This window comes from Streptomyces sp. NPDC043878 (assembly GCF_056435735.1).
In genome coordinates, this window is the sequence record NZ_JBWKDW010000020.1 from 107,556 (window position 1) to 131,402 (window position 23,847).

20 protein-coding genes are annotated in these 23,847 nt (G+C 73.9%); 6 read left to right on the forward strand and 14 right to left on the reverse strand.

Features of this window, described 5'->3' with window-relative positions; genetic code table 11:
- Window positions 1-42 precede the first annotated feature (42 nt).
- The 3 genes from AC07AZ_RS26350 (at window position 43) to AC07AZ_RS26360 (ending at window position 3,289) form a co-directional block, all read left to right on the forward strand.
- The gene (locus AC07AZ_RS26350) at window positions 43-1,524 is read left to right on the forward strand and encodes an MFS transporter (RefSeq protein WP_478851867.1); all 1,482 of its coding nucleotides are present in this window, start codon (window positions 43-45) and stop codon (window positions 1,522-1,524) included.
- Window positions 1,525-1,529: 5 nt separating this feature from the next.
- Window positions 1,530-2,240 (forward strand): TetR/AcrR family transcriptional regulator, encoded by a 711-nt coding sequence (locus tag AC07AZ_RS26355; protein ID WP_478851869.1) that lies wholly within the window; start codon window positions 1,530-1,532, stop codon window positions 2,238-2,240.
- 65 nt (window positions 2,241-2,305) lie between these two features.
- On the forward strand, window positions 2,306-3,289 hold the full coding sequence (locus tag AC07AZ_RS26360) for an aldo/keto reductase (protein ID WP_478851871.1): 984 nt from the start codon (window positions 2,306-2,308) through the stop codon (window positions 3,287-3,289).
- 31 nt (window positions 3,290-3,320) lie between these two features.
- Here the strand turns inward: AC07AZ_RS26360 and AC07AZ_RS26365 are convergent, their stop codons facing one another.
- Together AC07AZ_RS26365 and AC07AZ_RS26370 are read right to left on the reverse strand one after the other, a co-directional pair.
- Entirely contained in the window at window positions 3,321-3,668 is a 348-nt protein-coding gene (locus tag AC07AZ_RS26365) for a hypothetical protein (RefSeq protein ID WP_478851873.1), read from the reverse strand.
- Between the two features lie 119 nt (window positions 3,669-3,787).
- Window positions 3,788-4,213, reverse strand: coding sequence for a hypothetical protein (locus tag AC07AZ_RS26370; protein ID WP_478851875.1), 426 nt, complete (start codon window positions 4,211-4,213; stop codon window positions 3,788-3,790).
- 143 nt (window positions 4,214-4,356) lie between these two features.
- Between AC07AZ_RS26370 and AC07AZ_RS26375 the strand changes: the two genes are divergently transcribed.
- Window positions 4,357-4,857 (forward strand): DUF6328 family protein, encoded by a 501-nt coding sequence (locus tag AC07AZ_RS26375; RefSeq protein ID WP_478851877.1) that lies wholly within the window; start codon window positions 4,357-4,359, stop codon window positions 4,855-4,857.
- 100 nt (window positions 4,858-4,957) lie between these two features.
- Here AC07AZ_RS26375 and AC07AZ_RS26380 read toward each other — a convergent pair whose 3' ends face one another.
- The 3 genes from AC07AZ_RS26380 to AC07AZ_RS26390 all read right to left on the reverse strand — a co-directional run bounded on the left by AC07AZ_RS26380 (window position 4,958) and on the right by AC07AZ_RS26390 (window position 7,604).
- Window positions 4,958-5,383, reverse strand: coding sequence for an SsgA family sporulation/cell division regulator (locus AC07AZ_RS26380; protein ID WP_478851879.1), 426 nt, complete (start codon window positions 5,381-5,383; stop codon window positions 4,958-4,960).
- Between the two features lie 77 nt (window positions 5,384-5,460).
- Window positions 5,461-6,492 carry a hypothetical protein gene (locus AC07AZ_RS26385; protein WP_478851881.1) on the reverse strand — a complete coding sequence of 344 codons (1,032 nt, stop codon included), beginning with the start codon at window positions 6,490-6,492 and terminating at the stop codon, window positions 5,461-5,463.
- A 140-nt stretch (window positions 6,493-6,632) separates the two neighbouring features.
- Complete coding sequence (locus AC07AZ_RS26390) at window positions 6,633-7,604, reverse strand: LLM class F420-dependent oxidoreductase (protein WP_478851883.1); 972 nt, start codon at window positions 7,602-7,604, stop codon at window positions 6,633-6,635.
- Between the two features lie 95 nt (window positions 7,605-7,699).
- On the opposite strand from AC07AZ_RS26390, the gene AC07AZ_RS26395 reads away from it, so the two are divergent.
- Window positions 7,700-9,169, forward strand: coding sequence for a serine hydrolase domain-containing protein (locus tag AC07AZ_RS26395; RefSeq protein ID WP_478851885.1), 1,470 nt, complete (start codon window positions 7,700-7,702; stop codon window positions 9,167-9,169).
- Between the two features lie 3 nt (window positions 9,170-9,172).
- Here the strand turns inward: AC07AZ_RS26395 and AC07AZ_RS26400 are convergent, their stop codons facing one another.
- The 7 genes from AC07AZ_RS26400 to AC07AZ_RS26430 all read right to left on the reverse strand — a co-directional run bounded on the left by AC07AZ_RS26400 (window position 9,173) and on the right by AC07AZ_RS26430 (window position 18,115).
- The gene (locus AC07AZ_RS26400; protein WP_478851887.1) at window positions 9,173-10,843 is read right to left on the reverse strand and encodes a serine/threonine protein kinase; all 1,671 of its coding nucleotides are present in this window, start codon (window positions 10,841-10,843) and stop codon (window positions 9,173-9,175) included.
- 331 nt (window positions 10,844-11,174) lie between these two features.
- Window positions 11,175-12,134: a threonine/serine dehydratase gene (locus AC07AZ_RS26405; RefSeq protein WP_478851889.1), complete on the reverse strand. Its 960-nt coding sequence runs from the start codon at window positions 12,132-12,134 to the stop codon at window positions 11,175-11,177.
- A gap of 82 nt (window positions 12,135-12,216) precedes the next feature.
- Entirely contained in the window at window positions 12,217-13,236 is a 1,020-nt protein-coding gene (locus AC07AZ_RS26410; protein ID WP_478852021.1) for a polyprenyl synthetase family protein, read from the reverse strand.
- A 14-nt stretch (window positions 13,237-13,250) separates the two neighbouring features.
- Window positions 13,251-14,297 carry a tetratricopeptide repeat protein gene (locus AC07AZ_RS26415; protein ID WP_478851891.1) on the reverse strand — a complete coding sequence of 349 codons (1,047 nt, stop codon included), beginning with the start codon at window positions 14,295-14,297 and terminating at the stop codon, window positions 13,251-13,253.
- Between the two features lie 262 nt (window positions 14,298-14,559).
- Complete coding sequence (locus AC07AZ_RS26420; protein ID WP_478851893.1) at window positions 14,560-15,237, reverse strand: AIM24 family protein; 678 nt, start codon at window positions 15,235-15,237, stop codon at window positions 14,560-14,562.
- A 144-nt stretch (window positions 15,238-15,381) separates the two neighbouring features.
- Window positions 15,382-16,728 carry a CAP domain-containing protein gene (locus AC07AZ_RS26425; RefSeq protein WP_478851894.1) on the reverse strand — a complete coding sequence of 449 codons (1,347 nt, stop codon included), beginning with the start codon at window positions 16,726-16,728 and terminating at the stop codon, window positions 15,382-15,384.
- 112 nt (window positions 16,729-16,840) lie between these two features.
- Window positions 16,841-18,115: a serine hydrolase domain-containing protein gene (locus AC07AZ_RS26430; RefSeq protein WP_478851896.1), complete on the reverse strand. Its 1,275-nt coding sequence runs from the start codon at window positions 18,113-18,115 to the stop codon at window positions 16,841-16,843.
- Window positions 18,116-18,433: 318 nt separating this feature from the next.
- Between AC07AZ_RS26430 and AC07AZ_RS26435 the strand changes: the two genes are divergently transcribed.
- Entirely contained in the window at window positions 18,434-20,233 is a 1,800-nt protein-coding gene (locus AC07AZ_RS26435) for a M4 family metallopeptidase (RefSeq protein WP_478851898.1), read from the forward strand.
- A 111-nt stretch (window positions 20,234-20,344) separates the two neighbouring features.
- On the opposite strand, the gene AC07AZ_RS26440 is transcribed toward AC07AZ_RS26435, so the two are convergent.
- Together AC07AZ_RS26440 and AC07AZ_RS26445 are read right to left on the reverse strand one after the other, a co-directional pair.
- A complete protein-coding gene (locus tag AC07AZ_RS26440; RefSeq protein WP_478851900.1) occupies window positions 20,345-20,731 on the reverse strand; it encodes a hypothetical protein in 387 nt (128 codons plus the stop codon).
- Window positions 20,732-20,826: 95 nt separating this feature from the next.
- A complete protein-coding gene (locus AC07AZ_RS26445; RefSeq protein WP_478851902.1) occupies window positions 20,827-23,784 on the reverse strand; it encodes an ATP-binding protein in 2,958 nt (985 codons plus the stop codon).
- Window positions 23,785-23,847 lie beyond the last annotated feature (63 nt).

A 23,847-nucleotide genomic window follows, 5' to 3' on the forward strand; every position in this document is an offset into this window, starting at 1 on the left:
GAATCGCCATTCACCCATTTTTCGTGCCGCCGCGGAGTGCCGATGGACCAGCCCGCCCCGATATCCGTGCCGACCGGCGGACGTGTGCGCAAGCGGCTCACCGTGCCGGTCCTGGCGTTCGGCGGCATCCTCATGGCCGTCAACCAGACCGTGGTGGTGCCGTTGCTCCCGGACCTGCCGAGGCTCACCGGAGCCTCTCCCGGCGCCGTCTCCTGGACGGTCACGGCGACCCTGCTGGCCGGGGCCGTCCTCACCCCGGTCCTCGGGCGGGCCGGCGACATGTACGGCAAACGCCGGGTGCTCCTGGCGGCACTCGCCCTGATGGTCGTCGGGTCGGTGATGTGCGCCCTGTCCTCCGACATCCGCGTGCTCATCGCGGCCCGCGCGCTCTCGGGCGCCGCCTCCGCCGTCGTGCCGCTGTCCATCAGCATCCTGCGCGACGAACTCCCGCCGGAGCGCCGGGGCAACGCGGTGGCGCTGATGAGCTCGACGGTCGGCATCGGGGCCGCGCTGGGGCTGCCGCTGGCCGCGCTGATCGTGCAGTACGCCGACTGGCACACCATGTTCTGGGTGACCGCCGGACTCGGCGCCCTGGGCGTGGCGTCGGTGTGGTGGGCGGTGCGCGAGTCGCCCGTGCGCGAACCGGGCCGCTTCGACGTACCGGGGGCGCTGGGGCTGGCGGCCGGACTGGTGTGCCTGCTGCTCGGCGTGTCCCAGGGCGGGCAGTGGGGATGGACCAGCACCCGCGTCCTCGCCCTGTTCCTGGGCGCCGCCCTCACGCTGGCCGTGTGGTGGTGGCACCAGCTGCGCACCGAACGCCCCCTGGTGGACCTGCGGCTGGTCTCGCGCCCCAGCGTCGGGCTGTCCCATGTCGCCGCGCTCCTGACCGGGTTCGCCTTCTACGCCAACTCCCTGGTGACCGCCCAGCTGGTCCAGGCGCCCGAGGCCACCGGGTACGGGCTCGGACTGTCCATCGTCGCCACCGGCCTGGTCCTGCTGCCGGGCGGCCTGATCATGCTCCTGTTCTCGCCGGTCTCGGCCCGTATCTCGGCCTCCCGCGGCCCCCGCGTCACCCTGGCCCTCGGGGCGCTGGTCATCGGACTCGGCTACGGGGTGCGCATCATGGACAGCCGCGACCTGTGGATGATCATCCTGGGGGCGGCGGTCGTGGGCACCGGCACCACCCTGGCGTACTCCGCGCTGCCCACCCTCATCCTGCACGCCGTCCCGGCCGGGCAGACCGCGTCCGCCAACGGCGTCAACGTCCTGATGCGCACGATCGGCCAGGCCACCTCCAGCGCCGTCGTCGCCGCGGTACTGGTCCATCACACCAGTCTGCTCGACGGCACACCGGTGCCCACCCTGCACGGCTACCTGCTGGCCTTCGGCATCGCCGGCGCGGTCGCCCTCCTGGCCTCCGCCACGGCGCTGACCATCCCGGGGGAGCGTCCCGCGCGACGCGGCACCGGACGGGCCGGCGGCGGCACCCGCGGTGCGCGGGACGAGGCGCTGGAGGGAGCATGAGAGCCGTGAGCAACCGACCCACCGCGCCCACCCCGGCACCGGACGCCACCGCACCCGCCCCCGCCGCCTCGGCATCGGCCGCCGCCTCCGCCGCTCCGGCCGCCGCCGATTGCGCCGCACCGGACACCGCGGCTTCGGCCCCCGCCGCTGCCACCTCGCCCTCCGCCTTCGCGCGCAGGGACGCCGAGGCGACCAGGGCGGCCATCCAGAAGGCGGCCCGCCACCTTCTGGCCCGGCACGCCCACAACGAGGTGACGCTCAAGGCGATCGCCGACCGCGCCGGCGTGAGTCCACCGCTGATCCTCAAGTACTTCGGCAACAAGGACGCCCTCGTCGCCCGCGTCATGTCCTTCGACACCGACGCCGACGCCCTGCTGGACGCGCCGCTCGGCGAGCTCGGCCGGCACATGGTCCGGCATGTGCTGCTCAGCCAGCGCGAGCGGGGCGCGGACCCGCTGCTGCGCATCGCCTTCGCCCCGCTGCACGGGGAGCACGGCGACGTCCTGCGGGTCAACTTCCGCACCCAGGTGGTCGAGCGCCTGGCCGCGCGGCTCACCGGCCCCGACGCCGGGCTGCGTGCCGAACTGGCCGTGGCGACCCTGGTGGGCCTGGGCGTGATGTACGGGGTGGCCCGCGGTGTCCACGTGCGCGAGGCCGGGATCGAGGACATGGTGGACCGGTACGCCCCCGGGGTCCAGACCCACCTGACGCCCTGAGCGGCGCCGCCCGGCCGCTGTCCAGCGGCGCCGCGTGCGGCGGGTACGGATGACAGACTGACGGCATGGACGAGCGCACTTTCGGTAGGTCCCAGCAGCACGCATCCGTCATCGGCCTCGGCACCTGGCAACTGGGCGCCGACTGGGGAGACGTCGACGACAAGGAAGCTCTGTCGGTGCTGGAGGCGGCGGCCGAGTCGGGGGTGACCTTCTTCGACACGGCCGACGTGTACGGCGACGGGCGCAGCGAGCAGACCATCGCGGCCTTCCTGAGCGGCCGGCCCGATCTGCACGTACTGGTCGCGTCGAAGATGGGCCGCCGGGTCGACCAGATCCCGCAGAACTACGTACTGGACAACTTCCGCGCCTGGAACGACAGGTCCCGGCGCAACCTCGGCGTCGACCGTGTCGACCTGGTGCAGCTGCACTGCCCGCCGACGCCCGTGTACTCGACGGACGAGGTGTTCGACGCCCTCGACACCCTGGTCGAGGAGGAGCGCGTCGCCGCCTACGGCGTCAGCGTCGAGACCTGCGCCGAGGCCCTGACGGCGATCGCCCGGCCGAACGTGGCGAGTGTGCAGATCATCCTCAACCCGTTCCGCATGAAGCCGCTGCGGGAGGTGCTGCCCGCCGCGCGGGAGGCCGGAGTCGGCATCATCGCCCGGGTGCCGCTGGCCTCGGGCCTGCTGTCCGGCAAGTACACCAAGGACACGGTGTTCGCCGACAACGACCACCGCACCTACAACCGGCACGGGGAGTCCTTCGACCAGGGCGAGACCTTCTCCGGCGTCGACTTCGCCACCGGTGTGGAGGCGGCCGTCGAGTTCGCCGCGCTCACCCCCGAGGGGTACACCCCGGCCCAGCTCGCGCTGCGCTGGATCGTGGGGCAGCCGGGTGTCACGACGGTGATCCCGGGGGCCCGCTCGCCGGAGCAGGCCCGCGCCAACGCGGCGGCCGCCAAGCTGCCGGAGCTGGAGCGGGACACGCTCGACGCGATCCGCGACCTCTACGATCGCCGGATCAGGGACCAGGTGGAGAACCGCTGGTAGGGAACCCGCCGACGGGTTCCCTACCGCTCGCTCAGGGCTCCAGTACCAGCTCGCGTTCCTGCTCCTGGTCGCCCGAGGCGGCCCCCCGGTCCCGCGTCGTGAAGGTGCGGGACAGGGCGGCGCTCGCCTTCTCGACGGCCTCCGGCGTGCCCTGGACGGTGACGGTCACCGGCGCGGACAGCCGGCCGGCGTCCCCCGGGGTGTCCTCGGGGGACCCGTCGCCTGAGCCGTGCGCGAAGGTGGCCGTGTGGACCGTGGCGCCGTCGTCGGCGGGCCGCTCGTCCGGGGCCCCGAAGGCGGGCTCCAGGGCCTGGACGACCGTCCGCGCGTCGGCGGCACTGCCGCCGCTGAGAGTGACTGTGAGCTCGGTGCCGGACATGGTCAACGGATCTCCTCCGTGATCGGCGTGGGGGGCGCGGCCCCCCTGCCGGGGAGCCGGGGCCATGGGTCATGGCCCCCGTGTAACCGCCCGGTGATCGCTGAAACCGCGGCCGGTCCTCAGAACCGTCCGCCGGTGAGCCGGGTGACGGGTCCGTGGGAGTGGCGTTCGGTACGCCGGCCCGCCGCGAAGGACGCGGCGCTCAGCACCGTCAGCCCCGCTCCGACACCCGCGGCGACGAGCTTGCGGTTCGCCAGCAGCGTCCATGCCGTCTTCGCGCCGGCCGCCACCTGGCCCGAGGCCGAGACGATCGCCTGGCGACCGGCCTCGACGCTCCTGGCCGCGGTGTTCGCGGCCCGGCTCGCCGCGTCGGCGGTGCGCTCCACGCCCGCCTTGGCGGCTGACGTGGCGTCATCCGTCTTGCTCGCGGCGGTCTTTGCCGCGCGGGAGGCGGGAGCCGTGGCCCGGTCCGTCGTCCGCTGCGCCTTGGCCGACACCCGCGTGGTGGTGGCCTTCTCGTTCGTCGTGTTCTCCGTTTCCTTCATGGGAACCGCCTTGCCGTTCGGCTCCACGGCAAACACGATCCGCCGTCCCGGACGGACGGGAGGTGACGGGCAGGCAAAGCACGCGCAAAACGGGGAACACGGGTGGCAGACGAACACGGGAACGCATCACCGCGGGAGGAACCTTGTCAGCCGGGGCGAGCGCTACGAGCGCCAAGAACACGGGGCGCGACGAGACCGAGGAGGAGAGAGCCGACCGCAAGTGGGTCGAGCTGATCCAGGAGATACGGGTCGCCCAGACCGGCGTGCAGATCCTGTTCGGCTTTCTGCTCACCGTCGTCTTCACCCCGCGCTACACACAACTGACCCAGACGGACAAAACGATCTACCTGGTGACGGTCGTACTGGGAGCCTGCGCGACCGGTGCCCTCATCGGCCCGGTCTCCCTGCACCGCCTGGTGTCGGGGCGGCGGGTCAAACCCCAGGCGGTCCAGTGGGCGTCGCGGATGACCTTCGTCGGCCTGGTGCTGCTGCTCGCCACCATGACCTCCTCGCTGCTGCTGATCCTCCGCGTGGCGACCCACGACGGCTACGTGCCCTACCTGGTCACCGCGGTGGTCGCCTGGTACCTGGTGTGCTGGTTCGGGGTGCCGCTGTGGACGCGGCACCGGCACACGACGGACTGACGGGGGACGCGACGACGGAGGGGGCGTCCGGCAGGCCGGACGCCCCCTCCGTCGTCGCGTCGGCGGGCGCCCCGTGCCGGTGCCCGCGGTCGGCCCCTCGTCAGCCTCCGGAGATGACCGCGGCCAGGAAGTCGTCCACCCGGACCTGCTCCCGTCCCGGCGCGACGACCTGGTGGGTCTGGCGCAGGAACGCGGCGATCCCCGGCGCCCACGCGAACACCACGGCGTGGTGGCGTTCCCCGTCGGCCCGGACGTCGCCGAAGAAGTCCATGCGCAGCTCCTCCCACATGCCGGTCGACACCGGGCGCATCCGCACGTCCCCCACGCCCACCGGCCGCAGCAGTCCGTCACCGAGCATCTCCCGGTCCAGCCGCCACTGGGCGAGGACCCGGCCGTCGTGGCTGAACACCGCGGTGACGGCGAACGGGTCGTCGGCGTCGTAGCTGAGGTGGGCGAGCACCGGGAAGCGGTCCGTGGCGCCCGCCTGGAGCTGCACCACCAGGGACTTGTGCGCGAAGGAGTTCACGGGGGCCTCCGAGGGGGACGGACGTGGAGCACGTTCGGACGTGGAGCCCTCTAGTACCCCGTTCGCGCACAAGATGCTCAACGCTCGGGGTGATTCGTGCGCGCACCGCGCAACGCCGTGATGCAGGTGGCGATCGCCTGCTGGAGGTCCTCCAGGCGCTCGACCATGTCGTCCTCGTAGAAGTCCTGCGCGTCGTCGAAGGTCAGCTCCTCGAAGACCTTAGTCGCCTTCTGGAGACCGCTGTAGAACCTCGTCCGCCGTTCCTGGACGCGCAGTTCGGGATCGGCCTCCACGACGTCGGCCACGAGGGACTTCATGGTGTCGTAGGCCTCGCCGGCCCACGGGCCGCAGTCCTCGCCGTCGTCGAGCTCGTCGAGCAGCGACAGGTGCCGCTCGGCCTCCTCACGGAGGTCGGTGGGGGCGTCGATGGTCTGCCCCGCCGGCGTCTTGACCTGACCGGACTCGGCGATCTGGCGGACGTATCCGATCCGGTCGGCCGCCCGGCTCTCGCTGGCGACGGCCTTCTTCAGGTCGTCGGTGCGCACCACGTCACGGGCCAGCTCCGCCTGCAGCCCGGGGTCCTCGCGGACCCGGTCCAGGAGCGCCTGGCGGGCCGCCCGGGCGGTGGAGGGGTCGGCGAGGATCGCGGCGCGCAGCGCGGTCGGGTTCTCGGCGACCTCCAGCGCCTTCGTCGGCCGGATGCCCTCGGCCGCCGCGGCCTCGGCGATGGCGGTGCCGCGCTCGGAGGCGGCGCCGGAGCGGGAGACGTAGTAGCCGAGCCACACGTCGGCGTCCGGCAGCTCCACCTCCTGGCCCGGCGCCAGCGCCTCGAAGTGCGGGACCATGCCGTCGTCGGCGGCCCGGTCCCAGGCCTTGTAGTAGCGCATGACGCGCTCGGCGGAGCATCCGGCGAGCGTGGCGAACTCCTTCGCGGACACCTTCGGCGTCTCGTCCGCGCCCTGCCCGCCGGGCCGGACGCTGCGGGCCACCATGAGGCCGAAGGCCCATCCTCCGGTCCGTGCGTAGGTCCCGAACTCGCGGGCGTCCCGCGCCACGAGGTCGGACAGGGGCGCGGGGGACGCCTCGGACGGGGAGATCGCTACGGTCACGGGTGACTCTCCTGGGCAGAACCGGGCTCGGACGGCACCCGCGCGGCGGACCGCGCCGGTACCGTCCGGCAGCCTATTGCGCCCCGGGGCCCCCTCCGGGACACCGCCCCCGTGTGGCGGGCGCCGCGGTGCGGTGCGGGTCAGTCGAGCGCGTCGTGCAGCGCCGGCAGCAGCGTCCTCGCCGCCCACTCCAGGTACGCCGACTGCGACTCGCCGCCGATCTGCACCAGGGCGATCTCCGTGAACCCGGCCTCGGCGTACGGGCGTACGGCCTCCACGAAGTCCTCGGGGTCGTCGCCGCAGGGGATCGAGGCGGCGACGTCCTCGGGCGTGACGAACTGCGTCGCCGACTCGAAGGCGTCCGGGTGCGGCAGTTCGGAGTTGACCTTCCAGCCGCTGCCGAACCAGCGGAACTGGTCGTGGGCCCGCTTCACCGCCACGTCCCGGTCGGGGTCGTAGCACACCGGCAGTTGGCCCACGCGGGGCTTGCCCGCGCCGCCGTGCCGGTCGAAGGCGTCGATGAGTCCGGCCTTGGGCTCGGTGGCGATGACGAGGTCCGCCAGCCGGCCCGCGAGGGCGCAGGACCGCTCCCCGGAGACGGCGATGCCGATCGGCGGCGGCTGGTCCGGCAGGTCCCACAGCCGCGCCGACTCCACGTCGAAGTGCTTCCCGCGGTGGTTGACGTGACGGCCCTCGAAGAGCCCCCGGATGATCTCCACGGCCTCTTCGAGCCTCTCGTGCCGCACGTCGGCGGACGGCCAGCCGCCGCCCACCACATGCTCGTTGAGGTTCTCGCCCGACCCGAGGCCCAGCCGGAACCGCCCCTCGGACAGGAGCTGCATCGTCGCCGCCTTCTGCGCCACGACGGCGGGGTGGTAGCGGAAGCTGGGACAGGTCACGTACGTCATCAGCGGGATGCGCGAGGTCGCCTGGGCGGCCGCACCCAGCACGCTCCACGCGTACGGAGAGTGGCCCTGGGAGCGCAGCCACGGGAAGTAGTGGTCCGAGGTCACCGAGAAGTCGTAGCCGGCCTCCTCCGCGCGCACCACGTGGTCGACGAGGTCACGGGGGCCGGCCTGCTCGGTCATCATCGTGTATCCGAATTGCACCATAAGGGTCGGGCCCCCGGCCGCGGGGGCCGAAAACCCGTCTCCGGCGTCCTGTCACCCCCTCGATCACCGGCCGGGCGGCGGGGGAGGATGACCGTATGAGTGTCCAGCCGCTGCCCGCCAGCACTCCCGCCGCCCAGGGCGTCGACGCGTCCGGTGTCCACGCCTTCCTCGACGCCCTCGAAGCCGCACCCGACATCGAGCCGCACAGCGTGATGGTCCTCCGGCACGGTCATCTGGTGGCGTCCGGCTGGTGGGCGCCGTACACCGCCGAGCGCCCACACCTCCTGTACTCCCTGAGCAAGAGCTTCACGGCGACGGCCGCCGGGATCGCCGTGGCGGAGGGGCTGCTGCGCCTCGACGACCCGGTGATCTCCTTCTTCCCGGAGTTCGAGGCCGACATCACCGACCCGCGCAGCCGGTCCATGCTCGTGCGGCACGTGGCGTCGATGTCCAGCGGCCATCTCGCCGAGACCTTCGACCGCGCCCGCGAGAGCGACCGGAGCGAACTGGTGCGCGGGTTCCTCCTGGTGCCGCCGGACGGCGAGCCGGGGACCGTCTTCGCCTACAACCAGCCCGCCACCTACACACTCGCCGCGATCGTCCAGCGCCTCACCGGGCAGTCGCTCACCGACTACCTCCGGCCGCGGCTGCTGGACCCGCTGGGCGTCGGCGAGGTGGCCTGGCAGCAGGACCGGCACGGCCGTGAACTGGGCTTCAGCGGACTGCACGCCACCACCGACGCGATCGCCCGGCTGGGTCAGCTGTACCTGCGGGACGGGATGTGGAACGGCCGCCGGCTGCTGCCCGAGGGGTGGGCGGCCGAGGCCGGCCGCGTGCACGTCGCGACCGCCGACGCCACGGCGCCCGACGCGCTGTCCGACTGGCAGCACGGCTACGGCTTCCAGTTCTGGAGGTCCCGGCCCGGACACGGGTTCCGGGGGGACGGCGCGTACGGCCAGTTCTGTCTCGTGCTGCCCGAGCAGGACGCCGTGATCGCGCTGACCGGGGCGACGACGCAGCTGCAGGAGGTCCTGAACCTGGTCTGGGGGCACCTGCTGCCCGCCTTCGGGCCGGCTCCCCGCACCCCGCGGCCGGGCGGGGAAGGCCAGGAGGACGGTGACGCGGCGCTCGCCGAGCGGCTGGCCGGGCTCGCGCTGCCACCGGTCGCCGGCAAGCCCGCGCCAACGGAACGCGCCGAGGCGTGGCGGGACGCCGCGTTCACGCCGTACGGCGGAGTCTGCGCGGACCGGCCCACGCTCACGGCGGTCGAGGTCACCGCGGAGGCGGACGGTTGGCGGATCACCCTCGCCGAGGGCGGCGACCGGCTCGGCCTGCGGCTCGGCGGAGACGGCTGGAGCGTCGCCGAGCAGCCGGTGCCGACCGCGCTGAGCGGGGGATGGGCCGACGCGGACACCCTCGTCGCCGAGCTGGTGTTCCTGGAGACTCCGCACCGGCTGGCCGTGACCTGTTCCCTCCCGGACCGGACCTTCACGGCGCGGTGGCGGACGACCCCGCTGGACCCCCGCCCGCTCCGCGCCCTGGGAGCGCCCCGGACCCCGGCCTGACCCTCAGCCCGACGTCTCCCGGAAGGTCCGCAGGAAGGCGTCGAGCGCCGCGCGGTTGGCGCTGTCGTCCCAGTCGGCGGCCGGAGTGGTCCAGCGCAGCGAGAAGCTGCGGCCGCCACCGAGGAGGAAACCGCGGCCGAAGGTGCGCACCCGGGTGCCGTCGACGGTGCTGAGCCACTCCATGTCGGCGGCCTTGTGGCCCTGGTAGGTCGTCGCCTGGATCGCGCCGATCCTGCGGTAGCCGTCCTCCCGCTTCAGCTCCGGCTCGACATCGTCCCGCCAGACGGCGACCGGGTCCGGGCCCGCCTGCTCGCTGTAGGTGACGGCGAGCGTGCGCGGGTCGTCGTCCGCGCCGAAGATGACGCGGTACGCGCCGCCCGCCGCCCGGGTCGTGTTCAGCCGCTTCCAGCCGGCGGGGAGGGCGACGGAGAAACCCTCCGGCGCGTCGTACCGGCGGAAGCCGGCCGGCAGTGCGGCGGTGGCGTCGGGGGAGGAGGCCGGGGCGGAAGCGGAAGCGGACGGGGACGGGGACGGGGGACGAGACGTGGGGGAGGCGGGGGCGGACGCCGAGGCGGAGGTGGCCGGGGCGGTGGACGGCGCGGCGGTCCGGCCCTCGGTGCGCTCACCCGCGCCGGCACCCGCACCGGAACCCGATGCGGTCGGGCGCGGTGTCGGGTGCGCGGCGGAGGTGTCGGCCCCGGGCAGCTGCCGGGTCACGGCGAGGACGGCGACCGCCACGGTGATCACCGCGAGGACGGTGCCGGCGGCCATCGCGCGCCGGTTCCAGCCGGAACCCAGGGCGTGACCGTCACCGCGCAGCCGGGAGCGCCGCATCGTCTGCGGCGCCGTGTCGGGGTCCTCGCCGAGCACCCGCAGGAGCGACTCGCGGACCACCGGGCGGGTCAGCCGTTCCCGGGAGTCCTTGCGGAGCAGCCCCTGCACGACCTGGGTGAGCGGCCCGGCGCGCACGGGGGTGCGCAGCGGAAGCCGGTCCACCCCGCGCAGCGTGGCCTCGGGCCGGTCCCGGTCCCGGAACGGCGGACGTCCCTCGACCATCGTGTAGAGGATCGCGCCCAGCGCCCACAGGTCGGCGGCCGGCCCGATGCGCTCGTCGCGGGCCTGTTCGGGGGAGGCGTACGACGGTGCGGTGACCCGCGGGACGAGCGTCGCGCCGGCCAGGCCGAAGCCGCTGACCACGACGGGGCCGTCCGCGCGCACATGGATCTGGTCCGGGCTCAGCTCGCCGTGGGTGATGCCCTCGCCGTGCCCGGCCTCCAGCACGTCCAGCAGTTCCAGACCGATGCGGGCTGCCCGGACGTGGTCGAGGGTGCCTTCCTGGGCGAGGAGCTGGCCCAGCGGAACGCCGTCGACGCACTCGCCGACCGTCCACAGGGTGCCGGCCTCCACGACGGCGTCGACGACCTCGGCCACCCGGCCCGGGCACAGCAGCGCCATGGCCTCCGAGGTGCGGACGACGCGTGCGGTGGCCCGCCGCGAGGTCTCGCCGTCCGGGTCAGGAGGCAGGCCGATCTGGGTGAGGAGGCGGGGCCGTCCGGTCCCGACGTCCTCCCCGGACCAGCAGACGCGGTTCGTCTCTCGGTGCAGGACCTCCCCGAGCCGGTACCTTCCGGCGACCAACTCGTGTGTGGAGACGTGCGCCTTGCCCATGGTCATCCCTCGCTGAACCCCTGGCTCTCACCTTTCCCCTAGGTACGACGCGTGTGACGGGGTGCGTTCAATGAATCCCCAACAACCCTGTGTTTTTCTGCTTTTCCCGTGCGCTGCGAGCAGGCGTGCGAAAAGAAGAAGCCGGGGCGCGGGCACGGCACCGTCGTACGAGCTCATCACGGTGTGCTCCGGGCGCCGCAATTCACCCGCGCTTACCGGCGGCAGCCGATTTCCCGCCCCGACCTGGCGGTAACCACCGGTAAACAGGAAGCGGCGCCGGTGAAAACGAACGCGGTGAAATCACGCGGTCCTGACGGGAATTGGGCCACGAGGACGGTCAGCGCAGTCCGAACCGCCGCGACCAGGCCATGACATCGCCGGTCGTCGCGTTGCCTCCGCACACGACGAGGCCCAGCCGCGCGCCGGGGCCGACCCGCTCGACGACCTGCCGGGCGGCGGGCAGCAGACAGCCCGCCGCCGGCTCGGCCCACACCTTGGCGTGGTCGGCGAGGTCCAGAGTGCCCTGGACGGCTTCCCGGTCCGGGACCACCAGGACGTCGTTGACCAGCGCGGACACATGGTCGTAGGTGAGCTGCGAGACGGACGGAGCGCTCAGGGTGGTCACGATCGACGACAACGCGACCGGCACCGGTCCGCCGCCGGCCAGCGCCTCGGACATCGCCTGCGCGCCCTCGGTCTCCACGCCCCAGATCCGCACGTCCGGCCGCCGGGCCCGCAGCGCGACCGCGACGCCGGCGATCAGTCCGCCGCCGCCGATGCTGACGAGGACGTCGGTGAGGTCCCCGGCGTCCTGGGCGAACTCCAGCCCGACGGTGCCCTGTCCGGCCACCACCACGGGGTCGTCGAAGGGGTGGACGAGTGAAAGGCCCTCGTCCCGCAACCGGTTCACCAGGGCGAACGCGCTCGGCATGTCGTCGGTCAGCTGCACCGACGCGCCGGCGGCGCGGGCGAGTTCGACGGACCGGGCGGGCGCGGAGCGCGGCATGACCACCGTGGCCTTGACGTCCAGGGCGGCCGCCATCACCGCCAGCGCGATGCCGTGGTTGCCGCCGCTGACCGCCACCACTCCGGCGGCCCGCTCCGCCTCGCCGAGCGACAGCAGCCGGGCGGTCGCGCCCCGCGCCTTGAACGAACCGGTGCGTTGCAGCAATTCGAGTTTCGCGGTCACGGGGACGCCGAGCAGCGTGGACAGACCGGGGCTCGGCACGGTCGGAGTGCGCACGACATGCCCGGCGATTTTCTCCGCCGCGGCCTCGACGTCCGATATCTCGATCAAAACAGTCACCTTTCCCGGCGGGCGGCGACGCCCGCCGCCTCGCACCCTGGCGCGCCCCGGCGGCGCGCGTCAAGAACGTTTCCTACAGGTCGCGCCGCACCAGGAATTCCAGTATCGCCCGCAGTTCGCCGGCGGCCGGTGCCGCCAGTGGCACACCGGCGAGGGCCGCCTCCCCGGCGTCGGCGTGGCGGCGTGCCTCGGCCGCCGCCGCCGCCCGGCCGCCCGCCTCCGCGACCAGCGCGGCCGCCTCGGCGGGCTCCCCCTCGCCCTCCAGGAGGGCGGCGAGCCGGCGGGCCGCCGGGGTCCCGGAGCCGAGCGCGGCGAGCACCGGGTAGGTCTTCTTGCGTTCGCGTAGATCGGCGTGCACGGGTTTGCCGGTGACGGCCGGGTCGCCCCAGATGCCGAGCATGTCGTCGACGACCTGGAAGGCGATCCCGAGGTGGCGCCCGGCGCGGTCCAGGGCGGCGACCGTGGCGGGCGGCGCGCCGCCGAGCCGGGCTCCGAGCGCGGCCGCGCAGCCCAGCAGGGAGCCCGTCTTGTGCTCGGCCATCGCCCGGTACTCCGCGGGCCGGACCCGCCCCGGGCCCGTCCAGTCGCGTGTGGCGAACAGCAGGTCGTCCGCCTGGCCGCGCACCAGGTCGCCCAGCGCCGCGGACAGCAGGCGGACCGCCGCGCCGCCCGTTCCGGTCTCGGCCAGGATCTCGACGGCGAGCGCGAACAGGCCGTCACCGGCGAGAACCGCCGCTCCGGTGCCGTACGCCTTCCACACGGTGGGGCGGCGGCGCCGGGCCTGGTCGCCGTCCATGATGTCGTCGTGCAGGAGCGAGAAGGCGTGCACGAGCTCGACGGCGACCGCCGCCGGGACTCCGGCCCGCCCGGGGGCGCCCGCGGCCTCGGCCCCGAGCAGCGCGAGTGCCTGCCGTACGCCCTTGCCGCCGGACGCGGCGACCGGCGCGCCGCCCACCTCGCACCAGCCGAACGAGTACGCCGCCATCTCACCCAGCCACGGATGCAGCCGGCCGACCGCCTCCCGCAGGGCTGGCGCCACCGACGTGCGGCACCGGTCGAGGACCTGGGGAGCGGTGAGCGTGGCCGGGGTCATCGCGTCGAGTGTCGTCACCGTACGGCCTCCGTGTCCGCGTCGATGCCGAGCTCGCGCTGGGCCCGCGCGACCATCGCCCGGGCGTGCCGCAGTCCGATCCGCTCCAGCACGCGGGCGAGGTCCGCCAGTTCCGCCGCCGTCTCGTCCCGGTCATGCCCGAGCCGCGCCAGGGACTTGGCGAGTCCGAGCCGGGCCAGCGCCTCCCCGCGCGGCTCGCTCATGGCGCGGAAGCCGGCGAGCGCCCGCTCGTACCAGTCGCGTGCCTCGGCGTAACGGCCGGAGCGGTACAGGACGTTGCCGCGCATCTTGTGGTTGTAGGCCAGCGCGCTGGACAGCCGCATCTCGCGGCACGTGGCCTCCGCCTCGGACAGCAGGGTGAGCGCCCGCGCGGTGTCCCCGTCGCGCACCGAGACGACGTCGGCGAGTCCGCGCAGGGCCCAGGCGTGGCCGCGCCGGTCCTCGGCCCGCTCGGCTATCTGGGCCGCCTCCTCGAAGAGGGCGTACGCGGAGTCGTACGCACCGGTGTTGCGGTGCATCTGCGCGATGCCCTCCAGCGCCCACACCGTGTGCCGGGCCTCGCCGCGCCGCCGGGCCTCCGCGAGCAGCTGCTCGTGCAGCCTGCCGACGGCCTCGTAGTCACCCTGGATACGGCCCGTCTCCGCGAGGCCCGCGAGGGAGTAGCCGCGTACGACGACGTCCCCGCCGAGCTCGCCGAGTTCGGCCGCGAGGTGCAGCAGCCGCCGGGCGAGGGGGAACGCCCCGCGCTGCCGGGCCAGCGTGCCGCCGCTCCACAGCGCCCAGGCCATCGCCGCGGTGTCCCCGGCCTCGCGGGCTGAGCGGTAGCTGGCCTTCCACGCCCGCTCCGCGTCCCCGACCTGGCCGAGCCGGCGGTGGGCCTCGGCGACCGCGAGCCCGGAGCGGGCCGCCTCGTCGTGCCGGCCCGCCCCCTCGGCCGCCCTCAACTGCTCGGTGCCGGCGGCCAGTACGTCGGTCAGAGAGGAGTTGACGGACAGAGTGGTGAGGGCGCCCTGGTATTCCGGGGCGAATGCCTTGCCGTACATGAATCCCTTTCGGTCCCCCTGTACCCGCCACGTATACGCTCTGTGTATACATGGTGGGTATAGTGCGTCGAGAACATGCCCTGGTCCCGAAGGGCCAGGGCGTCATCCGTTGCCGATCAAGACGTCGGCGGGGCCGGGCGGGTTGCCCGTGAGGCGCAGATCACTCCGAGGGGCGAGAAGCGGGGTGGGGGCCGCGGCTCAGGGGTGGGGCCGGGGCGCGGACCATCCTGCGGCACGGTTCCCGGACGCCCGCGCCGGGACCTCAGTGCTGCTGCGCCTTCTGCGGCGTCACCTCGCTCGGCCGGACGACCACGTGTCCCTCGCCCTGGAGCATCAGCTGAACCGCCTCACCCGAACCGCCGCGCAGCATCGAACCGATGGACTGCGAGCGGTGCAGCGAGGTGTCCAGTCCCGAGGTCCAGCCCACCACCGCGTCCGTGTCGACGTACACCGGGTACTGCGGCGAGACCGGTATGACCAGCGGGTTGCCCTCACACACCAGGCCGAGCCTGCCCTGCCCCGTGAAGACACTGTTGAACAGGCCGCCGCCGGCGATACCGGCCCCCTTCACGGTCGCGATCCGGTACGTCAACGAGGCGTCGAAACACAGGACGTTGCGGCCGTTGACCGTGAACTCGTCACCGGGGTCCACCTCGACGACGAAACAGTTCTGCGCCTCGTGCGCGAACCAGGCCTCGCCCTGTCCGCGCACCGCCATCAGCGGCAGCCCCTCGCCGGTCATCGCCCGCTTGAGCATCCCGCCGACGCCCTGGCCCTTGCGCTCGAACTGGAGATTGCCGCGATAGGCGATCATCGCGCCCTGGCGGGCCAGCATCTCGCCCTGCACCGCGTACCTGACGCACTTGGCGTTCTCGACCGTCATGCCCGGCTCGGTGGCCGGCCGCACCATGTGCTCACTGGAAAACAGATCACCCTTCATGCGCGCATCCTTTCCCGGAGGCGTCCGTTCCGCCAAGATCGCGTGCCGGCCCGTCTGTTGCGGCGGCCGGGACGCGCCTGTCAGGCGCCGTTCGGCCAAGATCGCGTGCCGGCCACCCTGTTGCGGCGGCCAGGGACGCGCCGGTCAGGCGCCGAACAGCTGGGTCCAGTAGGTGCCCGCCGCTCCGCCGCCCGCGAAACCGACGCCGATGTGCGTGAAGCCGGGCTTGAGGATGTTGGCGCGGTGGCCGGGGCTGTTCATCCAGCCCTCCACCACCTCGGCGGGCGAGCGCTGGCCGCAGGCGATGTTCTCCCCGATCGTGCGCCGGGCGCTGCCCGCCGCGGCCGCCCGGTCCCAGGGCTCGGAGCCGTCGGGCGCGGTGTGCGCGTAGAAGGCGCGGGCCACCATGTCCGCGCTGTGCGCCCGCGCCGCGACGGCCAGCAGGGGGTCGGCCGCGAGCGGCGGCAGCCCGGCACCGGCCCGCTCCCGGTTGGTGAGCGTGACCACGTCCGACTCGGTGCGCGCCAGCCCCTCGGGGGTGAGCGGCCGGGCCCACAGCGCCGTCCAGTAGGTGTCGCCTGAGGGGCCGCCGGTCACGGACGCCACCCCGGCGTGGGTGAACGCCGGGTCGTGCAGGGTGCGTCGCGCCTGCGGGGTGCGCCGGCAGTACGCCACGAACTCGTCGGGCGTGCGCGGCCCGGAGACGAGGTGCTCCCCGATCGTGAGGTAGGCGTATCCGGTGGCGGTGACTCGCTGGTGCACCGAGACGCCGTCGGGTCCCTCCGCCGACAGGCGTCCGGCGGCGGCCATCGCCGAGGCGTGGGCCCGTGCCGCGGCGGCCAGGCGGGAGTCGGACGCGACCGGCGGTGAACCCACCTGAGCGCGGGCGGAGTTGACCGGACCGAGGAAGGGGTCCGAGACGGCCGGCGGTGAACCGGGCAGGGCGCGCCGGGAGCCGGCCGGGCCGAGGACGGGGCCCGGGGCGATCACGGGTACGGCGGGCGGGGGAGTGTCGTCGACGACGTCCACCCCGAAGTCGCGGGCCAGACCCGCCAGTCCGTCGGCGTAGCCCTGCCCCAGCGCGCGCAGCTTCCAGCCGTCGCCGCGCCGGTAGATCTCCGCGAGCAGCAGCACCGTCTCCTGTCGCGGCCGCGGCGGGACGAACCGGGCCAGCGGCCGGCCGTCCGCACCGCTCACGCGCAGGGTGGGCGCGGGCAGCCGGCTCAGCGGAGTGCCGGAGTCGGCGGGGCTGACCACCACGGTGACCCGGGTGGCCCCGGCGCGCAGTGCCCTCGGATCGATGCTGAGCGTGTCGCCGGCCAGCCGGGCGCCGGGAGCGGCCGGCTGGTTGTAGAACACGAAGTCGCCGTCGCCGCGCACCCTGCCGCTGTCGCCGGTGATGAGCGCGGACACGTCGAACGGGCCGGGCACCCGGACGGTCACGGCTCCGCCCGGCAGGGGCACGTTCCCCCCGGGGACCAACTCGCTCATGGCGCCGCCCTGGTGTCGTGGCTCGAAACCCGCTGCGGGTGTCCGGACAACGTCCACCAGGGCGTGCGGGTTCCCCGCTCCCGTCGGTGGCGGGAGCGGGGCCCCGGGTGGGTCAGCCGCGGGCGCTGGTGGCGGTCTGCGTGGTCCGTACGGTGACGTCCTCCGGTCGCTCGGTCGGCGCCGTGCCCTGGTCTGGACGGCGTGCGCCACCGCTTCGTGTCGTCGCCGGCCTGCCGCAGAACGCGGACTCCAGGGTGCGCAGCATCGTCGTGTGCACCGGGCCGTTGTTGGAGGTGTTGGCGAGCGCGGTGAGCGTGCGCCTGCCGTCCTTCGTGGCGAACGCGTAGGAGTAGTAGCCCTGGACGGCGCCCGTGTGCCCGTACACGGAGACACCGCACGACAGGTCGCGCCGCCGCAGACCGAGCCCGTAGGCCTGTCCCGCGCCCGCCGGCAGCCAGCGCTCCATCTGCGCGAGCTGCGCGGCCGAGGTCAGCCTGCCGCCCAGCAGCGCGGACAGGAAGGTGCTGAGGTCCCGGGTGCTGGAGATGACCGCGCCCGCGCTCTGGGCCCACGACACCGTCTGTTCGGTGGCGTCAACCGGGGCCGCGCCCGCCCGGTCCTGGGTGAGGTAGCCGTTGGCGTGGCGGCCGGGGATACGGGTGTCGGGGTGCACGTAGAACGTGTCGGTGAGGCGGAGGGGCTTGATGACGCGGTCGGTGTACGCGGTGCCCACCGGGTGACCGGTCAGCTTCTCGATGAGCAGGCCGGCGACGACGAAGTTGGTGTTGGAGTAGGAGTAGGCGGCGCCGGGCGCGCCGGTGCGCGCGTGCCGCAGGGAGCGGTCCACCAGCTGCCGGTAGGTGAAGACCTTGTTGCGGACCGCCTCGAACCCGGTGACCGAACTCGCGAACATGTCGTTCGTGTAGTCGTAGAGGCCGCTGCGATGGCCCAGTACGTGCCGGACCGTGATCCGGTCGTCCGGCAGCAGCCCCGGCAGGTAGTGGTTGACCGAGGTGTCGAGCTTCAGCTTCCGCTCGTCGACCAGCTGGAGCAGCACCACGGCCGAGAAGATCTTGGTGATGCTGCCGATGCGGAAGCGGTCGGCGCTGTCGAGGGCCCGTCGCGTTCTCCGGTCGGCGAGGCCCACCGTCACTCCGCTGACCGTGCCGCGGTCGTCGATCCGGGCCGTCGCCCCCGGCGCGCCCTGCCCGAGCGCGGTGCGCAGGGCGGCGCGCAGGCCCGCGAGATCGGGTTGCGGCAGCGCGGCCGCCGAGGCCCGGACCGTGGGGGTGCCGGCCGTCCGCGGCGCGGCCTGCGCGTCAACCGCCAGCAGGGACAGCGCGAGCGCCCCCGCCACGGCCCCGCCGCGCATCGTTGCTGATGCCATCCGGGTCTTCTCCTGTCGTGTGGGTGTCGGTCCGCCCGACTGTGATGCGAGATGCGTCACATCCGGGCGGGGCAACCATCTCGCATCCCGTCACATCTCCACAGACGACGCACAGTTGATGGTCCGCTGATCACCTAATGGCATGAAAGTGCAAAGTATTGCCATAGATGATCAGGAAAAGGACTGATAAGCCTTTACATGTACATGACTCATCCGTAAGGGTTTCGTTCCGGGGCTGACCAGCCTCCGTGGCGGCTCAGGGCGCCACGCCTCGGGGTGGCCGGCTTCCGGCCACCTCTGAACGAAGGACCCTCATCAGTGCGTAGAGCCCACATACGCAGCCTGGCGGTCGCCGTCGCCGTGACGACGGCCGCCACGGGCCTCGCGGGCACGGCCTTCGCGGACCCGGCCACGGGGGCGGACCAGTCCGCGGTCTCCGCCGGTGTCGCCGACGGATCCGCCGCGTCCGTCGTCCGGGCGGCCCGCGCCGCCGCCGTCGCCCACGCCTCCGCGACGGGCGTCACCCAGGGCGACGAACTGCACGCCCAGGACGTGATGATCGACCCCGAGGGCGCGCGGCACGTCCGGTTCGTCCGGACCCACCAGGGCATGCCCGTCCTCGGCGGGGACCTCGTCGTCCACCTCACCCGGCAGTCGGCGTACGCCGGTGTCACCCGGGCGGCCGACCACGCCGTCGCGCCCGCCGCCTCGGCCAAGCTGACGGCCGACCAGGCGCAGGCCAAGGCGGCCGCCGTCGCCAAGGGCGACGCGGGCACCGCCCAGCTCGTCGTCGACGCCCGCGGCGGTGCCTCCGCCCTCGCCTACCAGGTACGGGTCAGCGACAGCGCGACCACCGAGGCCGGCGGTTCGCGGACCGTCGTCATCGACGCCGTCACCGGCAAGGTGCGCAGCAACGCGCCCGACAACGACGGGTTCCTCTCGCCCCGGCTGCTCGACACCCTGCGCGAGCGCGGCGAGACGCTCGACCCGGCCACCGGCTTCGCCGCGCAGCCCACCGGGCTCGCCGCGAACTCCACGGCGGCCGCCGTGCACTACCCGGTGAAGGCCACCGGCACCGGCTACTCGCTCTTCGCCGGCAAGGTCACGCTGAGCACCACGCAGACGGCGCGCACGAGCTTCCTCCTCAAGGACACCACCCGCTGGGGCACCGAGACACGGGACGCCAAGGGTCAGTACTTCGAGGACTTCGCGCAGGGCAAGAAGCTCACCAGCACGACCGACAAGTGGGGCAACGGCGCCACCTCCAGCCGGGTCAGCGCCGCCGCCGACGCCCAGTACGGCGTGGCCAAGACGCTGGACTTCTACAAGAAGACCTTCGGGCGCAAGGGCATCAAGGACAACAGCAAGGGCGCCCGCGCCATGGTCCACTTCGGCAACAAGGTGGCCAACGCGTTCTGGGACTCCTACTGCGGTTGCATGCTGTACGGCGACGGCGACGGCGAGATGTTCAAGAAGCCCCTGGTCGTCCTCGACGTCACGGGCCACGAACTCACCCACGGGGTCGTGGACGCCACCGCCAAGCTGGAGCCCACCCGCGTCGACGCGAACGGACAGTACGGCGAGCCCGGCTCCCTCAACGAGTCGCTCGCCGACATCTTCGGCTCCAACGTCGAGTTCAGCGCCAACAACGCGAAGAACCCGCCCAACTACCTCGTGGGCGAGAAGCTCGGGCTCGACCAGAAGTTCCTGCGCCGCCTCGACCACCCCTCCCTCGACGTGCTCGAGGGCACGATCGACTACTGGGACCCGTCGACGTACGACGCCGAGGTGCACGCCGGTTCCGGTGTCTCCTCGCACGCCTACTACCTCCTCGCCGAGGGCAGTGGCCGCAAGAGGATCGGCAGCGTCACCTACGACTCGCCGACCTACGACGGTCTGCCGGTGACGGGGATCGGCCGCGCCAAGGCCACGAAGATCTACTACCGGGCCCTGACCCGGTACATGGTCTCCACGACCGACTTCCACGACGCCCGGGTGGCGACGCTGAAGGCGGCGAAGGCCCTCTACGGGCTGAACAGCACGGAGTACAAGGCGGTGAACCGGTCCTGGGCCGCCGTCAACGTGACCTCCGCCAACCGGCCGGCCGCACAGCGCTGACGTCCGACCGGCAGAAGTGACCCGGATGCCCCGCCCGACGGCGGGGCATCCGGCGTCTCCCGGTCAGGACCCGGGCCGGACAGCGGTGCCGGTGCCGGTCCGGATCCCGGATCAGACCCACTGCCGCTCCACCTCGTCGCCGACGGCGAACGCGGTCTCGCAGGACGGGCAGCGGGCCGTGCCGAACACATGGGTCAGCGCCCGCGCGACCGTCGGCTGCCCCGCCCGCACGGCCTCCTGGTGGAGCCGCGCGCCGATGCCCTCCAGCCGTGCCGGATCGGCCGGCGACAGCTCTGCCCGGCCCTCCGCCCGCTCCGCGCCCGCAGCGGTCACGTAGTCACCGGACGAGACGAACGTGCCGTAGGAGCCGAACGCGACGAACAGGCCGTCCTCGCATCCCGGGCACTCGAGTTCGTACTCCTCGCTGTTGACGCCTTCCAGCGCCTGGGCCCACACGCTGTCGTCCTCGAAGGCGAGGACGGCCATCTGCAGGTACACGAAGACGCTCGGTTCCCGGTCCGGGACGGTGAGCAGTTCGCGTGCGGCGGTGAGGCCCGGTGCCGGCCCGGTGCCGGCCCGGTGCCGGTCCGGTGTCAGGGAGGCGTCGTCGTCTCGGGGGCGACCAGCCCGTCCCGGTGGGCGATCGCGGCCGCCTCCGTGCGGCTCGCGGCGCCCAGCTTGGCGAGGATGTTGGAGACGTGCACGCTCGCCGTCTTGCCGCTGATGAACAGTTCCTCGCCGATCTGCCGGTTGCTGCGGCCCCGCGCGAGGAGCCGCAGCACATCCTGCTCGCGGGCGGTGAGCGCCGGAGCGCGCTCCCCGGCGGACGGGCCTGGCTGTGCCAGGCGGCCCCGGCGGATCAGCGCGTCGGCCCGCTCCAGCAGGGAAGCGGCACCCAGCCGGACCGCCGTCTCCCGGGCCGCGCCCGCCTCGGCGGCCGCCTCCGGGCGCCGATCCGCTGTCACCAGGGCCTCGGCGAACCGCAGTCGGCAGCGCGCCCGCTCATAGTCCTCGCCGTAGCCGAAGGCGGCGACGGCCCCGGCCCAGACCTCCGGGTCCGGCCCGGACACCGCGCGCGTCCACTCCGCCTCCGCACGCGCCAGCCACGCCTGCCCCTCCGGGCCCTGCGCGTTGCCGTCGCCGCCGCGCGCGGCGACGGCCCGCGCGGTCGCCACCAGGCCGGTCGCCGTATCCGCCCAGCGCCGGGCCCCCGGCTCGTCACCGGCGAGGCGCAGGGCGGCGGCCCGGTCGGCGACCGCGGACAGGGCGAGGGCGGCGAGCCGGACCGTGACGTCGGGCGGACGGCCGGCGTCGTCGGTGAGGGCGGCGACGGTCGACCGCATCCGCTCCACGGCCGCCTCCGCGTCCCCCCGCAGCGCCGCGTCGTCGGTCAGTACGATGCCCGCGACCAGCGTCCCCATCCAGTCGAACCGGCCCGACAGGAGGGTGCGGGCGCGGTCCGCGACAGTGCCGTCACCGCGCGCCAGAGCGACGTACAGCGCGGGCCCGGCCGTGTACCCGGCCGCCGCCGGCAGCACCTCGGCGTCGTCGGCGGCGGCACGCAGGCACTCGTCCCAGCGGCCCAGCGTGTACAGCACCAGCAGCCGCAGATACCGCATCTCCAGCGGGTACGGCGAGGACAGCAGCCCGGCGCGGCGGGCCCGGTCCAGCCCCTCGGTCAGCCAGGGCAGACAGGCGTCGAGGTCACCGGACTCGAAGCAGCCGATCGCGATGCTGAACAGGGCGCGCATCTCCACCGGAGCGTTGCCCGAACGGCGGGCCAGTTCCCGGGCCTCGCGCAGCCGCCGGAGGCCTTCCGGAGTACGGCGGCCGCCCTCCTCGATCCGGGCCAGCGAGATGAGCAGGTCCGCCTGCGCGTCCGTGACCCGCAACCGCTCGGCGACGACGAGGGCCTGCCGGGCCACCCGCAGCGCGGTCTCGTTGTCCCCGACCTGGCGCGCCGCCAGGACGTGCGTGGCCGCGGCCCACACCCAGGTCCGGGACGGCGGCTCGGCGGGGATCATGGCGAGCGCCTCGCTGCTGTAGGCGAACGCCGCCGACTGGCTGTCGACGCTCATCAGGTTCCCGGCGAGCGTGTACCGGACCCGGGCGGCGAGTTCGGAGTCGGTGTCGCGGCCGATGCCGGCGAGCGCGGAGCGGGTCAGGGACACCGCGCGGTGCGCCTCGCCGGCGTGCGCGGCGGCGGCCGAGGCCCGCAGGGTGAGCGTCACGCTGTCGGCGCCCGCGGGGCGCGCGGCCGGCTCCACCGCCGACCACAGGTCGAGGGCCGTCTCCAGGTGCCGCAGCTCCTCGGCGGGCGCGCCCACCCGCTGGGCATGGTCGGCGGCCTCCAGGGAGGCGGCGAGCGCCTCGGTCAGGTCGTGGCTCTCGCGGTAGTGGTGGGCGCGCTCCGCCGCGCTCTCCGCCGGGTGGCCGCGGCCGGCCAGCAGCCGGGCGAACGCGCCGTGCAGCCGGGCCCGTTCGCCCGGGAGCAGGTCGGCGTAGACGGCCTCGCGGGCCAGGGCGTGACGGAAGGAGTAGGTGTCCGAGCCGCCCGGCACCAGCAGTTGGCGGCCCAGGGCCTCGCGCAGCGCCGCCTCCAGCTCCTCCTCGGGCAGGCCGACGGCGTCCCGCAGCAGGTCGTGCTCGACGCGGCGCCCGGCGACGGCGGCGGTGCGCAGCACCTGCTGGGCGGTGTCGGAGAGCTGCTCGAAGCGGATCAGCAGGACGTCGGCCAGGCCGCTGGGCACCCCGCCCGCCTCCGGGTCGGTCGCCGCGAGCAGTTCCTCGGCGTAGAAGGCGTTTCCCTCGGCGCGCTCGACGATCCGGCGGACCGTGGTGTCCGGCAGCGGGCGGTTCTGCAGGGCCCGTACCAGCCGGGTCACCTCGGCGTCGGCCATCGGGCGCAGTTCCAGACGCTCGACGGCGGGCAGCCGCACCAGCTCGGCCAGCAGCGGCCGCAACGGGTGCCGGCGGTGCAGGTCGTCCGCGCGGTAGGAGGCCAGCACCGCGAGCCGGTGGGTGGGCGCGCCGCCCGCCGACCGCTGGAGGATGCCCCGGCTGAGCAGGAAGCGCAGCAGGTCACGGGAGGACTGGTCGGCCCAGTGCAGGTCCTCCAGGACGAGCAGCAGCGGCGCGATGTCCGCCAGACCGGCCAGCAGCCCGGCCATCTGCTCGAACAGCCTGAGCCGTCCGCCCACGTCCCGGGCGGTGTCGGTGCCCGCGCCCAGCAGGCGGTCCACCACCGGGTGCGCGGCGAGGACGTCCGCGAACCGGTCGTCGGCGGCGAGCACGCCGAGGATCTCGGTGAACGGCAGGTACGGCAGACCGACGTCCCCGAGGTCGACGCAGTGCCCGGTGAGCACGGTCATGCCCGCCCGCGCCGCCTGCCCGGAGACCTCGTCGAGCATCCTGGTCTTGCCGACGCCGGCGTCCCCGGCGACGAGGACGGCGCGGGCCTCGCCGTCCCGGGCACGCTCCAGCACACCGGCGAGGTGGGCGAGTTCGTCCTGCCGGCCGATGAGCGGAGTGGTGAACGGGATCTGCGACACGGGGTCATCCTGGCACGCGGGACCGACAACGGGCCCGTGACCTGGGGCCCGTTGTCGGGCGGC

What these genes read in the sequence shown, in the direction of transcription:
- AC07AZ_RS26390 (WP_478851883.1), bottom strand. Translation starts at nt 7,604, where the DNA reads ATGGTGCAATTCGGATACACGATGATGACCGAGCAGGCCGGCCCCCGT.
- AC07AZ_RS26425 (WP_478851894.1), bottom strand. Translation starts at nt 16,728, where the DNA reads ATGAGCGAGTTGGTCCCCGGGGGGAACGTGCCCCTGCCGGGCGGAGCC.
- AC07AZ_RS26370 (WP_478851875.1), bottom strand. Translation starts at nt 4,213, where the DNA reads ATGAAGGAAACGGAGAACACGACGAACGAGAAGGCCACCACCACGCGG.
- AC07AZ_RS26420 (WP_478851893.1), bottom strand. Translation starts at nt 15,237, where the DNA reads ATGAAGGGTGATCTGTTTTCCAGTGAGCACATGGTGCGGCCGGCCACC.
- AC07AZ_RS26360 (WP_478851871.1), top strand. Translation starts at nt 2,306, where the DNA reads ATGGACGAGCGCACTTTCGGTAGGTCCCAGCAGCACGCATCCGTCATC.
- AC07AZ_RS26395 (WP_478851885.1), top strand. Translation starts at nt 7,700, where the DNA reads ATGAGTGTCCAGCCGCTGCCCGCCAGCACTCCCGCCGCCCAGGGCGTC.
- AC07AZ_RS26365 (WP_478851873.1), bottom strand. Translation starts at nt 3,668, where the DNA reads ATGTCCGGCACCGAGCTCACAGTCACTCTCAGCGGCGGCAGTGCCGCC.
- AC07AZ_RS26415 (WP_478851891.1), bottom strand. Translation starts at nt 14,297, where the DNA reads ATGTACGGCAAGGCATTCGCCCCGGAATACCAGGGCGCCCTCACCACT.
- AC07AZ_RS26350 (WP_478851867.1), top strand. Translation starts at nt 43, where the DNA reads ATGGACCAGCCCGCCCCGATATCCGTGCCGACCGGCGGACGTGTGCGC.
- AC07AZ_RS26410 (WP_478852021.1), bottom strand. Translation starts at nt 13,236, where the DNA reads ATGACCCCGGCCACGCTCACCGCTCCCCAGGTCCTCGACCGGTGCCGC.
- AC07AZ_RS26430 (WP_478851896.1), bottom strand. Translation starts at nt 18,115, where the DNA reads ATGGCATCAGCAACGATGCGCGGCGGGGCCGTGGCGGGGGCGCTCGCG.
- AC07AZ_RS26400 (WP_478851887.1), bottom strand. Translation starts at nt 10,843, where the DNA reads ATGACCATGGGCAAGGCGCACGTCTCCACACACGAGTTGGTCGCCGGA.